Origin of the sequence: Intrasporangium sp., from assembly GCF_030452765.1 — a bacterium.
GTDB lineage: Bacteria > Actinomycetota > Actinomycetes > Actinomycetales > Dermatophilaceae > Intrasporangium_A.
In genome coordinates, this window is the sequence record NZ_JAKDLO010000142.1 from 1 (window position 1) to 12149 (window position 12149).

Annotated in this window: 13 protein-coding genes; 6 read left to right on the forward strand and 7 right to left on the reverse strand. The window is 70.4% G+C overall.

Annotation, left to right across the window (positions count from 1 at the left end):
• On the forward strand, nucleotides 1–187 hold a 187-nt coding region (locus L0H79_RS16080), incomplete at its 5' end, for a hypothetical protein (protein WP_301485647.1).
• 185 nt (nucleotides 188–372) lie between these two features.
• Here L0H79_RS16080 and L0H79_RS16085 read toward each other — a convergent pair.
• A complete protein-coding gene (locus tag L0H79_RS16085; protein WP_301485648.1) occupies nucleotides 373–1080 on the reverse strand; it encodes a response regulator transcription factor in 708 nt (235 codons plus the stop codon).
• Entirely contained in the window at nucleotides 1077–2405 is a 1329-nt protein-coding gene (locus L0H79_RS16090; RefSeq protein WP_301485649.1) for a sensor histidine kinase, read from the reverse strand. Before L0H79_RS16090 ends, L0H79_RS16085 begins: the two co-directional genes overlap by 4 nt.
• Nucleotides 2406–2724: 319 nt before the next feature.
• On the opposite strand from L0H79_RS16090, the gene L0H79_RS16095 reads away from it, so the two are divergent.
• On the forward strand, nucleotides 2725–3936 hold the full coding sequence (locus L0H79_RS16095; protein WP_301485650.1) for a beta-propeller fold lactonase family protein: 1212 nt from the start codon (nucleotides 2725–2727) through the stop codon (nucleotides 3934–3936).
• A 36-nt stretch (nucleotides 3937–3972) separates the two neighbouring features.
• On the opposite strand, the gene L0H79_RS16100 is transcribed toward L0H79_RS16095, so the two are convergent.
• Both L0H79_RS16100 and L0H79_RS16105 read right to left on the reverse strand, forming a co-directional pair.
• Nucleotides 3973–4212: an anti-sigma factor gene (locus tag L0H79_RS16100; protein WP_301485651.1), complete on the reverse strand. Its 240-nt coding sequence runs from the start codon at nucleotides 4210–4212 to the stop codon at nucleotides 3973–3975.
• The gene (locus L0H79_RS16105; protein ID WP_301485652.1) at nucleotides 4212–4838 is read right to left on the reverse strand and encodes an RNA polymerase sigma factor; all 627 of its coding nucleotides are present in this window, start codon (nucleotides 4836–4838) and stop codon (nucleotides 4212–4214) included. The genes L0H79_RS16100 and L0H79_RS16105 overlap by 1 nt, the downstream gene beginning before the upstream one ends.
• An 87-nt stretch (nucleotides 4839–4925) precedes the next feature.
• Between L0H79_RS16105 and L0H79_RS16110 the strand changes: the two genes are divergently transcribed.
• Entirely contained in the window at nucleotides 4926–5564 is a 639-nt protein-coding gene (locus tag L0H79_RS16110; protein WP_301485653.1) for a hypothetical protein, read from the forward strand.
• A gap of 30 nt (nucleotides 5565–5594) precedes the next feature.
• Here the strand turns inward: L0H79_RS16110 and L0H79_RS16115 are convergent, their stop codons facing one another.
• Nucleotides 5595–6623, reverse strand: coding sequence for an EamA family transporter (locus L0H79_RS16115; protein ID WP_301485654.1), 1029 nt, complete (start codon nucleotides 6621–6623; stop codon nucleotides 5595–5597).
• A 71-nt stretch (nucleotides 6624–6694) separates the two neighbouring features.
• On the opposite strand from L0H79_RS16115, the gene L0H79_RS16120 reads away from it, so the two are divergent.
• Complete coding sequence (locus L0H79_RS16120) at nucleotides 6695–7591, forward strand: LysR family transcriptional regulator (RefSeq protein WP_301485655.1); 897 nt, start codon at nucleotides 6695–6697, stop codon at nucleotides 7589–7591.
• Between the two features lie 65 nt (nucleotides 7592–7656).
• On the opposite strand, the gene serS is transcribed toward L0H79_RS16120, so the two are convergent.
• Together serS and L0H79_RS16130 are read right to left on the reverse strand one after the other, a co-directional pair.
• Nucleotides 7657–8994, reverse strand: a complete 1338-nt coding sequence (gene serS / locus L0H79_RS16125; protein ID WP_301485656.1) for a serine--tRNA ligase — start codon at nucleotides 8992–8994, stop codon at nucleotides 7657–7659.
• A 338-nt stretch (nucleotides 8995–9332) separates the two neighbouring features.
• Nucleotides 9333–9740, reverse strand: coding sequence for a hypothetical protein (locus tag L0H79_RS16130; protein WP_301485657.1), 408 nt, complete (start codon nucleotides 9738–9740; stop codon nucleotides 9333–9335).
• 139 nt (nucleotides 9741–9879) lie between these two features.
• Between L0H79_RS16130 and L0H79_RS16135 the strand changes: the two genes are divergently transcribed.
• Together L0H79_RS16135 and L0H79_RS16140 are read left to right on the forward strand one after the other, a co-directional pair.
• Complete coding sequence (locus L0H79_RS16135; protein WP_301485658.1) at nucleotides 9880–10791, forward strand: hypothetical protein; 912 nt, start codon at nucleotides 9880–9882, stop codon at nucleotides 10789–10791.
• A gap of 684 nt (nucleotides 10792–11475) precedes the next feature.
• A partial coding sequence (locus L0H79_RS16140) for a quinolinate synthase (protein WP_301485659.1) occupies nucleotides 11476–12149 on the forward strand: 674 nt, incomplete at its 3' end.

The following is a 12149-nucleotide window of genomic DNA, read 5'->3' on the forward strand; positions in this document are numbered from 1 at the left end:
CCTCGCACCGGGCCCTCCCCCTCGAGACGGAGCCCAACTCCTCATCGAGAGTGCAGTAGTCCCGATCGACAGTGCAGTAGTCCCGATCGACAGTGCACAAATCCTCATCGACAGTTCAGTAGTTCTGCTCGACAGTGCACAAATCCTCATCGACAGTTCAGTAGTTCTCATCGACGAGCCGAAGTAGTGCACCTTCGATCCCAACAACTGCACTCTCGAACGCGAGTAGGGCACTCTCGAACGGGAGTAGTGCACCTTCGATCCCAACAACTGCACTCTCGAACGCGAGTAGGGCACTCTCGAACGGGAGTAGTGCACCCTCGAACGCGAGAAAGTGCACTCTCGATGGGGGGAGCGGCGGAGCGGGGAGGGTCAGTCGGGCGCACCGCGGACGACCAGGCCCGTCTCGTAGGCGAGGACGACCGCCTGGACCCGGTCGCGCAGATGCAGCTTGGACAGGCACGACGAGACGTGCGTCTTGACAGTCGCCTCGCCGACGAAGAGCTCCCGGGCGATCTCCGCGTTGGACAGGCCGCGCCCGACGAGGGAGAGCACCTCGAGCTCGCGTGCGGTCAGCGGGGCGAGCCGCGCATCGTCCCTCGACGGCGCCGTTGTGCCCCCGGGTGTGGCCACCCCTGCCCCACCCGACGCCTCGGCAGTCATCGCCGCGATGACCCGCCGGGTCACCTCGGGGGCGAGCAACGCATGCCCGTGCCCGACGGCCCGGACGGCGTCGGCAAGGTCGTCGGGGTCTGTGTTCTTCAGCAGGAACCCGCTGGCCCCGTTCTGCAGCGCGTCGAAGAGGTAGTCGTCGCGGTCGAAGGTCGTCAGGATGATGACCTTGGCCAGATCCTCCTGCACGATCGTCCCGGTCGCGGCGATGCCGTCGAGCACCGGCATCTGGACATCCATGAGGACGACGTCAGGCCGCTCCCGGCGGACCACGTCGACTCCCTCGGCACCGTTGGCGGCTTCGCCAACGACGACGATGTCGTCCTCGGCGCCGAGCATCATCGCGAAGCCGCTCCGGACCAGTCGCTGGTCGTCGACGACGACAACCCGCAGGGCTTCGTCACTCATCCGTGAACCCCCTTGATCGGCAGGCGAACTCGCACCCGGTACCCGCCGACGGCGCGTGGCCCGGCCTCGACCTCACCGCCGTGCAAGGTGACCCGCTCGCGCATCCCGAGCAGTCCGAGGCCCGACCCCCCGGTACCCGGTCGTGCTCGTCCGTCGTCGAGGATCTCGACCTCCGCGTAGTCGCCCTTCGCCCCGTGAGCAAGCCGCAGCACGACGCTCGCTGCGTTCGCCGTGGAGTGCCGCCGAATGTTCGCGAGCGCCTCCTGGACTGTGCGGTAGAGGCTCAGCCCGACGGCGGGAGGAACCGAGGCTGCGCCGACGCCGAGATCGTCGTGGGCGGCATACCTCACCGGGAGCCCGGCGGCGCGCACCTCGTCGAGAAGGGCTGGGAGTTCGCCGAGCCCGGGCTCCGGCCCGCGCGAGCCCGGCTCGGCGCGCCCTCGTAGGGTGCCGAGCAGCGCGCGCATCTCCCCGACGGCGTCGCGGGAGGATTGCTCGACCTGCTGGAGCGCTCCGGCGGCTGCCGAGGGGTCGCGGGAGAGGATCTTGCGCGCGGCTCCGGCCTGGATGCCCATGACGGCGACGTGGTGGGCGACGACGTCGTGCAGCTCGCGTGCGATCCGGAGCCGTTCGGCGGTGACGGCGTGCTCGCGCAGCTGTTCGGACTGGGCGGCGAGCGTCTGGGCCTGGGCGGCCAGCTCGGCGCGCTGGCGTGCGTTGCGCCAGGTCAGGTGGCCACCGAGGACGGCCGCGCCGAAGTAGAAGATGTTGACGAGGATCGAGTACGTGACGTTGGACAGGATGGGCGGCAGCAGTCCGTACTGCTTGCTCGCGTCGAGTCCCTCGGCCCCGGCGCCGAGCGCGAACTGGAAGGTCAGCCACCCGAACATGAACACGACGATGAAGCCGAGCGTCGTGACCGCGGCGGACCGGCTACGGGCCCACGCCATCCCACCGAAGAGGCCGAAGAAGTACAGGACCTGCATCGGGAACTGGATCATGACGAACGGTGCGAGCATGCCGGTCGCGAACATGTGCGCGGACAGGTAGACCGCGATCGAGAGCGGGTATCGCCGGCGGACAACAAGTGGCAGCGCGGCGGTCGCGACCGCCAGCTGAGCCTGCCACCAAGGGACGTGGACCGCGTCGTGGTCGAACCCGCCCACGCTCCGGACCAGCTCGAGGCCGAGCGCGCAGACCACCCAGATGACGAGCGCGAGGACGGCGTCCCGGCGCAGGTAGCCACGGCTCGGCACCCGTTCCCAGAGGTCGTCGATGGCGAAGAACTGCCGCAGCCGGGCCCGCCAGTCGCTCGTGTCGATCACGTCGTCAGGGTAGGCGGCATGGGTGAGCGGCGCCTCCACCTCAAGGCGGAGATCCGTTCCGCGGCCGGTCCGTATGCAGCTCAGCTCGCTCCGCGGGTCGCCGCGGCCCGAGCTGCACTCCCGACGCCCGCCAACAATCCAGCCCCGGCGGGAAAGTGAGCGGCCAAACCCCCTCACGCCCGCCAACAATCCAGCCCCGGCGGGAAAGTGAGCGGCCAGTTGCCCCGGGCGCGGGTGCGACGCTGCCCGGGTGTAACGCCCAGGTGGTGCGCGGTCACTACTCCTTCGACCGTCAAACCATCGACGAAGGGATCTCATCATGATGTTCCGCCGCTCCGGCATGATCGCCGCCCTGGCCGCGGGCGCTCTCGCGCTCGGGCTGGGCTCAGCACCGGCAGCCAGCGCAGCCACAACACCTCGGCCCGGTGCTGCCCGTACAGCCGCCGCACCTGATCACACCTCCTTGCCCGGGCACGCTTTCACCGGTCGACACGCCGTTTTCGTGCAGACCAACGACCCGGCCGGCAACGCGATCGTCGTCTACGACCGGGGTCGTGGCGGGCAGCTTCGGGAAGCGGGTCGGTACCCGACCGGGGGCCGCGGCGGGAACGAGGCGGGTGCGGTGGTCGATCCGCTTGCCTCGCAAGGGTCGTTGACCTACGACCGGCGCCACCACCTGCTCCTCGCGGTGAACGCAGGAAGCGACACGCTGACCGTCTTCCGGGTCCGCGGCGACCAGCTGCGCCGGGTGCAGGTGCTACCCACCCGAGGTCACCTGCCGGTGTCGGTGAGCGTGGCCCACGGCCTGGCGTACGTGCTCGATGCCGGCGGCGACGGCGCAGTCACCGGGTTCTGGGTCGTGGCAGACCGGCTGGTGCCGATCCCCGGCTCGACCAAGGGCCTGGGGCTGGGAAACCCCTCCGACCCGCAGTTCCTGGCCTCCCCGTCCCAGCTGGCTCTCACGCCGAACGGGCGTGATCTGGTCGTCGCGACCAAGACCCACGGCACGCTGCAGGTGTTTGCACTGAACCGGTTCGGGCTGCCGGCGGCCCAGGCCGTCACCACATCGGTCGGCCCCGTGCCGTTCGCGCTCAGCTTCGACCGGCAGGACCGGCTTCAGGTGGCCGACGCCTCCGGCGGCGTGTACTCGTTCACCGTGCACCGAGGCGGGACCCTCACCCCGGTCTCGCCGTTCGTGGCGAACGGCCAGGCAGCAACCTGCTGGTCGGTGTCGGTGGGCGGGTACCTGTACGTCGCCAACGCCGGATCGGCCACGATCACCGGCTATCGGGCGGGCCGCGACGGCACGCTGACCCTGCTCGACGCGGCCGGTGTCACCGCTCGCACCGACGCCGGCCCGGTCGACCTGGCCGTCAGCGGAGATGGGCGATTCCTGTATCAGCAGGCCACCGGCGCGGGCACGATCGACGAGTTCCGGATCGGGGCCGACGGCTCCCTGACCAGGATCGGGACCGTGGCCGGCTGGCACCCGGACAACGGCACCGGAGCCGAGGGCATCGCCGCCAGCTGACCCGGCGCGCGGGCACCTGGAGCCGTTCCGGGCCGATCACCCTCGAGGGTGGTAGGCCCGGAACGCTGCCAGCAAGTCCTCCTGCACGTCGCCGGGCAGGGTGTCGACGTCGAGACCGCCGAGCGCCGCAGCCGTGTCGCGCATCTGCTGGACATACGTTTCGCAGCCTTCGCACAGCGCCAGGTGTGCCTGCACCTCGGCAGCACTCGCCGCGTCGAGCGCACCCTCGAGGTAGTCGGTGACGAGCTCGACGACCTCTTTGCAGGACAGCGCCATCAGGAGCTCACCTCCACGTCGTGGTAGTAGTCCTCGAGCTCCTGCCGCAGCCTGGCCCGTGCTCGGTGCAGCAGCACGCGTTGGTTCGCGGCGGAGACCCCCAGGGCCGCGCAGACCTCGGGCGCGGACAGCCCGTCCACGTCGCGCAGCGCCACCACGGTGCGCTGGCTCGACGGCAGAGCATCCAACGCCGCAGCGAACAGGGCCCGCACCTCACCGGACAACGCGGCCGCCTCCGGGCCCCACAGCTGAGGCGCACCGGCCGGGGTCCAACCACCGGCCCAGTTGTCGCCCGGCCCGCGGAACCGTGCCGGGTCCACGGTGCCCGCGTCATCGGGAGCCACATCGGTCCACGGCACGGTCCGAGCATCGGTCGTCCCGCGCCGACGCGCCAGGTTCGCGGTGATCGCCAGCACCCAGGTGCGCAGCGCCGACCGCCCCTGGAACCCGTCCAGGCCACGCAGCACGGCCAGCCAAGCCTCCTGCACCACCTCCTGCGCGGAGGCTCGTGTCGAGACGAACCCGCGCGCGACGTGCAACATCACCGGCGACCACGCCGTGACGACGTCGGCGAACGCGGCCTCCTCACCGCCGCGCAACCGAGCCAGCAGCACCGCTTCGTCCACGCACCCGACTGTAACGCTCCGGCCGCCTCGGGACACAGACCCTGAGACCCGGTTGACCCACCCATCCATCGCAAGGAGACAGAACCGATGAGTATCCCGATCACCCGCCGTATCCTGACCGCCGGCATGGTCGCCGCCGCCCTCGCGGTCGGTGGCGCCACCCTGACGCTCGCCAGCGACCGCTCGCCGGCCAAGGTCTACCAGGGCTGTCTGCAGCACAACCTCGGCGCGCTCTACCACGTCTCGGTCAACCCCTCCTCGGCGCCTCGCTGCCTGCCGCGCGACACCTTGGTCACCTGGAACCAGACCGGACCCGTAGGGCCGCAGGGTGCCGCCGGGCCACAAGGCCCCAAGGGCGACACCGGAGCCCCCGGCGCGCAGGGTCCGAAGGGCGACACCGGAGCCACCGGCCCACAGGGGCCCAGGGGCGCAACCGGAGCCACCGGCGCCACCGGCGCGGCTGGCCCGGCCGGCGCGGCCCGCACCATCATCCAGACCAACTCCATCACGCTCCCGCCGACCCGCGGCGGCTTCACCAGCACCGTGGGGTGCCCGTCCGGGACCACCCTGAGCGGGGGCGGGTATGACGTCACCGACGACAGCATCTTGGTGGATGTGACCGCCAGCAAGCCGGAGCCCGGGAACGACTGGAAGATCTTCGTCACGAACAACGATGCGTTCGTGAGCCACACCGTGGATGTCTACGGCGTCTGCGTCGGGTCCTGAGCTGGCAGTGATCCCCGGGCGGCCTGACTCTCACCGGGCCCCGCAGGCACGCGAGTCACGGCCCGGGTCGGGTGCCACGCCAAGGACCGCCAAGACCATCGGGGTATGCCGCTCAGCCGGCTCCGCGCCGACGCGCAGCGGGCGGCGCGGGCGGCTCGGGCTGCTCGGGCGGCTCGGGCGGCTCGGGCGGCTCGGGCGAGGCGCGCGCGAACCGACCACGACTCCGGTTACGACGATGGCTCCGCCGGCGTACTCGAGCAGGCTCGGCCGCTCCCCGAGGACGATGGCGGCGGTGAGGATGCCGACGACCGGCACGAGCATCGAGAAGGGCGCCACGACGCCGGCCGGATGCCGAGACAGCAGCCACGTCCACACGCCCGAGCCCACGACCGTCGCGATCACCACTGTGTAGACCAGACCCGCCCACGCCGGGACCGCCTGCGCCGTCAACGAGGTCGCCAGGGAGTGGCCGATGGCGCGTGGCCCCTCGACGAGCAGGGACAGGGCGAGCATCGGGACCGGCACGACGACCGACATCCACATCGCGAGGTGCAAGGGCCTGACCGGCTTGGCGAGGCGGCCGGAGAGGTTGCCGAGTGCCCACCCGAATGCGCCGACCAGGACGAGGACGAAGGGCAGCAGCTGCGCCGACTCTGCCTGCGAGAAGCCGACCAGGGCCATCCCGAGCACGGCCAGACCGATGCCGGCCCATTGTGCCAGCCGGACCCGCTCACGCAGGAGCACCACCCCGAGTACGAGCGTGAACGGGCCCGAGGCCTGCAGGACCAGCGAGGCGAGGCCGGTCGGCATCCCGGCGGCCATCCCCGTGTAGAGGAAGGTGAACTGGACGACGCCGAAGCCGAGCCCGTAGCCGATGAGCCAGCGCAGCGGGACGTCGGGCTTCGGGACGAACAGCACCGTCGGGATCGCGAGCAGGGCAAAGCGCAGCACGACGAGGAACAACGGCGGGAACTGCTGCAGGGACAGGTGGATCGCGAGGAAGTTGACGCCCCACATGATCGCGACGAGCACGGCGAGGAGGCGGTGGCGGGACGGCATGAGTCCATGATCGCGACGCGGACCGTTCAGCACAATCACATTGTTGTTGCTGGCCACTGTAGGGTGCCTACATGGAGGTCCGGCATCTGGAGCTGCTCCGAGAGCTCGCCGACCGCGGCAGCCTCGCCGCGGTCGCCGCTGCGACGCACCGCACGCCGTCGGCCCTCTCCCAGCAGCTACGCACGGCCGAGCGCGACCTGCGAGTCCGGCTCGTCGAGCCCGACGGCCGGAGACTGCGGCTCACCGTCGCGGGACAGCTTCTGGCCGACGGCGCCGTCTCCGTCGCGACCGCACTCGGGCAGGTCCAGCACGACCTCGACGCTCTTCGCGGTGAGCCGACGGGCGTGGTCAGGATCGCCGCCCTGCCGAGCGCGGCCGAGGTGCTCGTCCCCCCGCTCCTGCTGGAGCTGGCGGGCACGGCGGTGACGGTCGAGCTCGATGACGTCGACATCGCGGAAGCCGACTATGCCACTCAGACGGCGGACTACGACATCGTGATCGGACACAGCATGGCTCGGCGCCCCTCGACCGAGCAGCACCTGTACGTCAGGCCGCTCGCCCGTGAACCCCTCGACGTGGCGATCCCGACGTCACACCCGCTGGCTCGACGCTCCGAGGTGAGGGCCGCCGACCTCGCCGGGCAGCCGTGGATCGGGGTGCCGCTGGGCTACCCGTTCGACGCCCTGCGGATCGCGATCGAGAACCGGGCGGGCGCCGCCGTCGACCTGCGCTACCGGGTCCGTGACAACCGGCTCGTCGAGTCCCTCGTCGCGGTCGGTGCCGGGCTAGCCATCCTGCCGCGCTACACGACCCGGACCCGGGAGAGCGTCGTGACCCTGCCCATCGCCGACGTGCGCTCGACCCGCACGCTGCTCGCGCTGTCCCGACCGGACCGGGCCCAGCGGGCCGCGGTCACCGCCGTGCTCGACCACCTGCGCGAGATCGGCCGCCGGCTGACGTCGCGGTGAGCCGGCCACCGCCCGCGTAACAGGCGAGCGCTGAACGAGTGGGCGGCATACGGGCTGCGGGTGACTCAGCCGATCGGGGTCAGCACGTCCAGTCCGAGGAAGGGCCGCAAGGCGCTCGGGACGAGAACGGATCCGTCGGGCTGCTGGTGGTTCTCGAGGATCGCGACGATCCACCGCGTCGTCGCGAGGGTGCCGTTGAGGGTCGCCACGGCGCGGGTGCCGCTGCCGATACCCAGGTCAGCAGGGACCCGCTCGCGTGTGTTCAGCCGGCGGGCCTGGAACGTCGTGCAGTTCGACGTCGAGGTCAGCTCGCGGTAGCGGCTCTGGGTGGGCACCCATGCCTCGCAGTCGAACTTGCGCGCGGCGGGGCTGCCGAGGTCGCCGGCCGCGGTGTCGATGATGCGGTAGGGCACCTCGACCTTGGCGAGCATCTCGCGCTCCCAGTCGAGCAGGCGCTGGTGTTCGTCCGCTGCGTCCTCGGGCCGGCAGTAGACGAACATCTCGACCTTGTGGAACTGGTGCACCCGGATGATGCCGCGAGTGTCCTTGCCGTGCGAGCCGGCCTCGCGCCGGTAGCAGGCCGACCAGCCGGCGTAGCGCTTCGGGCCGTCCGTGAGGTCGATGATCTCGTCGGCGTGGTAGCCGGCGAGCGCCACCTCGGAGGTGCCGGTGAGGTAGAGGTCGTCGGTCTGCAGGTGATAGACCTCCTCGGCGTGCGCGTCCATGAAGCCCGCGCCGACGATGACGTCGGGCCGCGCGACGGTGGGGGTGATCATCGGGGTGAACCCGTTCTCGACCGCCTGCGCCACGGCCATGTTCAAGAGCGCGAGCTCGAGCCGCGCGCCGACCCCGGTGAGGAAGTAGAACCGCGCCCCGGCCACCTTGGCGCCGCGCTCCATGTCGATCGCGCCGAGCCTCTCACCCAGCTCGAGATGGTCACGCGGCTCGAAGCCCTCGGCCGTGAAGTCCCTTGGGGTGCCGATGGTTTCGAGCACGATGTAGTCGTCCTCGCCGCCGCTGGGGACGCCGTCGACGATGACGTTGCCGACCTTGCGCATGAGGGTGTCGAGGTCGTCGTCGGCGTGTCCAGCGGTCGCCTCGAGGGCCTTGACGCGGTCGCTCAGCTCAGCGGCTCGCTCACGGGCTGCGGTTGCTGCGGTCTCGAGCTCGGCGACGTTGTCGGCGCCGGACTTCTTCGCCTTCTGGAAGGCGCCCATCGCCGCGCCGACCGCCTTGCTGACCGCCTTCTGCTCGCCGCGCAGCGCCTCGAACTGCCCGAGGGACGAGCGCCGACGCTCGTCGGCGGCGAGGATCGCGTCGACGACCCCCGGGTCCTCACCGCGAGCCAGCTGCGAGGCACGCACCCGCTCGGGATCCTCGCGCAGCAGCTTGATGTCGATCACGGGCGCCAGCCTATCGGCGGCCGTATGCCGCTCACGACCTCGTTCTCGTCCGAGTCCCACTGCGGTCCGCTCCGGACCTCGTGGGGAAGCTCGAGCCACGACAACTCACCACGAACGTACTTCTCGTGGCAAGCGACGCCGCAACGCCACAACAACCAACGCCGAGAGCACTTGTCGTGGGGCTGGACGCGAAACCCCGCCAGCCGCCGACATCCACAACGGTCTCGGACGAGTGCACCCTGAGCACGAAAGCGGACGTGTCGACGTAGGCGATCACCGGCCGCGCGACTCGGCAACGAGTTCGCTCAACGGCGGCCCAACTCATGCGCCACAGCGACTCAGCCGGCCAGGAGTCCGACCCCGAGCGTGACCAGACCGATCGCCAGAACGACTGCGCCGGTCGGGATGAGGATCTTCAGCCGGTTCGCGCTGGTCGCGCCGGACCGGGCCACCGACAGGAAGAAGCCACCCGGCAGGAGCAGCGCGGCAATGGGGATCAACGCCCGGGCGACCCACTCCCACACGCCAGTCAGCGTCGTGGCGTCGACCAGCACCTGGGCGACGAGGCCGAGGATGAGCAGGACACCGGCGTGCGCGTGCCCGGCCCGGAAGAACGTCAGCTGGAGCGGTGTCGCCACGCGCCGGCCTCCGACGATGAGCAGCACGAAGACCCCGCCGAGCTCGACGGTGACCAGGCTGAGGATGAGGATCGCAGCGAGGACCCGGGACGAATCGGACAGCACCATCGCTGGAGCCTACCCAGACCCACTCAGCTCGACGAGCGGACCCAGCTCAGCGGCATACGACTTGCGTCTGAGGTGCGACGGCGCGCGGACACCCCGCTCGAGTACCTCAAACCGAGCGGGAGTGGGCATCATTGGGCCCGTGACCGCAGAGCGCGTAGGGACCGAGCTCGTCGCCGTGGTGACCGCGGTGGCCGACGACCGCCCACTGGTCCTGACCGCTGACGAGGGGCAGCGCCTGCCGTCCGGCCCCCTTCGGAGTGAGCACCGGTCGTTGCAGGCTGGGCTCAGCGCCTGGGTCGAGCAGCAGACCCGCCATCGGCTCGGTTACGTCGAGCAGCTCTACACCTTCGCCGACCCGGACCGTTCGGCGACGGGTGGGCGCGTCGTGGCGGTCTCGTACCTCGGCCTGACCCAGGCGCCGACGGGCCGCGACGAGCCGGAGTGGCGCGACTGGTACTCCTACTTCCCGTGGGAGGACCGCCGCCCGGGAGCGACCGGCCCAACGCTGGTCAAGGACGTCATCGAACCGCTGCTGGACACGTGGGTGGCCAACGCCCGCAGCGCCGCCGAGCGCGAGCGGCGAGAGCTGCGCGCTGCCATCTGTTTCGGCCTCGCGGGTCGGTCGTGGTCGCCCGAGCTGGTGCTGCAACGCTATGAGCTGCTGCACGAGGCCGCGCTCATCCCGGAGTCGCACGTGGGGCCTGCCGCCGACGCGCTGGTCCCGGGTCAACGCATGCAGGGCGACCACCGACGGATCCTCGCGACCGGGATCGCGCGGCTCCGCGCGAAGATCCAGTACCACCCGGTCGTCTTCGAGCTCATGCCCGACTCGTTCACCCTCGGGCAGCTCCAGCTGGCGGTCGAGGCGCTCGCCGGCCAAGCGCTGCACAAGCAGAACTTTCGGCGGCTCGTCACGCAACAGGACCTCGTCGAGCCGACCGGCGAGACGGAAGCGGACACAGGTGGCCGACCGGCGCGGCTGTATCGCTTCCGCCGCGCGATTCTCGATGAGCGCACGATCGCGGGGACGAAGCTGCCGCAGACGCGTTGAGGGGTCCCCGCCGCTCACGAGCCCGCCGTCCTTGCCGTCTTGCTGTATGCCGCTGAGCCTGCTTCCCGGTCGCAGGTGCGGTCTCGGCGTGGATCCGCTTGTCAGGCAGGTGTGTTCGTCGGGTTGCTTCTGATGCCACCATCCAAGCGTCCAGCACCGTTGGTGGTTCGGCTACTGAGACGTCGGGCGTCAGCGTCCATCCAGGGTCAACCATCGCGGTGGCTCACCTGCATCGGCCCGGGCCCGCAAGTAGGTGTTTCGGCGCCGGAATGAGGCCCCACGCTGGTCCAGGGGGCGCGCCTGATTGTGCTTCCGGCCCGGATCGCCGCCAGTCCCGCGAGCGGGCGGACGGGTCAAGGGGCGCGCAGCGCACGCGTAGAGCGGCACCATCCGCTTGCCGGGACCAGATCCTTGGCCGACCGGGTCATCTGGCACCTTCCGCACGACTTCGGCCACCGATAGCGGCCCCGCCTCACCCCGGCGCAGCGCGGGTCGGGGGCACAGCGCATGCCCGTGCACGCAGGACGAGCGACAGTCGACAAGACGGCGCGCGAGTGTCGACGAGACCGGCGTGCGAATGTCGTTCACATCACCCGCATTGGGGGTCTGCTCAGATCAAGCATATATACTTCTCACGATCCATATGCTCAGTTGAAGCATAACAAGCACTAGGAGGAGGCCGTCGTGAGCACCCTTGCCCCGCCCAGCGCCGTGGAGCGCACCGCACACCTCTACGAGAAGGTCCGCCACGTCATCCCTGAGGTCGAGTGGGCAACCTACGCCGACGACGCCGAGGCAATCGTCCGGCTCAAGGCCGAGCGCAACGCTGTCGTGCTGGCGCACAACTACCAGACCCCCGAGATCTTCCACTGCGTCTCGGACATCGTCGGCGACTCCCTCGCCCTGGCCCGCGAGGCCCAGCACGTGCAGGCCGATGTCATCGTGCTCGCCGGGGTCCACTTCATGGCCGAGACCGCCAAGCTGCTCAACCCGAGCAAGACGGTCCTGATCCCCGACCCGCTCGCCGGCTGTTCGCTGGCCGAGTCGATCACCGCCGCGGACGTCCGCGGCCTGCGCGCGAAACACCCCGGTGTGCCGGTCGTCACCTACGTCAACACCTCGGCGGACGTCAAGGCCGAGAGTGACATCTGCTGCACGTCAGGCAACGCGGTCAAGGTCATCGAGTCGCTCGGGGTCGACCGGGTCATCATGATCCCCGACGAGTTCCTCGCCCAGAACATCTCCCGCCAGACCGGCGTCGAGGTCATCACCTGGGCAGGACGTTGCGAGGTGCACGAGCGCTTCCACGCCGACGACATCCGCCAGATCCGCGCCGAGCACCCCGACACCGTCGTCCT

Coding starts and splice junctions, on each gene's coding strand:
- L0H79_RS16085 (WP_301485648.1), bottom strand. CDS start 1,080: ATGAGTGACGAAGCCCTGCGGGTTGTCGTCGTCGACGACCAGCGACTG.
- L0H79_RS16095 (WP_301485650.1), top strand. CDS start 2,725: ATGATGTTCCGCCGCTCCGGCATGATCGCCGCCCTGGCCGCGGGCGCT.
- L0H79_RS16100 (WP_301485651.1), bottom strand. CDS start 4,212: ATGGCGCTGTCCTGCAAAGAGGTCGTCGAGCTCGTCACCGACTACCTC.
- L0H79_RS16110 (WP_301485653.1), top strand. CDS start 4,926: ATGAGTATCCCGATCACCCGCCGTATCCTGACCGCCGGCATGGTCGCC.
- L0H79_RS16115 (WP_301485654.1), bottom strand. CDS start 6,623: ATGCCGTCCCGCCACCGCCTCCTCGCCGTGCTCGTCGCGATCATGTGG.
- L0H79_RS16120 (WP_301485655.1), top strand. CDS start 6,695: ATGGAGGTCCGGCATCTGGAGCTGCTCCGAGAGCTCGCCGACCGCGGC.
- L0H79_RS16130 (WP_301485657.1), bottom strand. CDS start 9,740: ATGGTGCTGTCCGATTCGTCCCGGGTCCTCGCTGCGATCCTCATCCTC.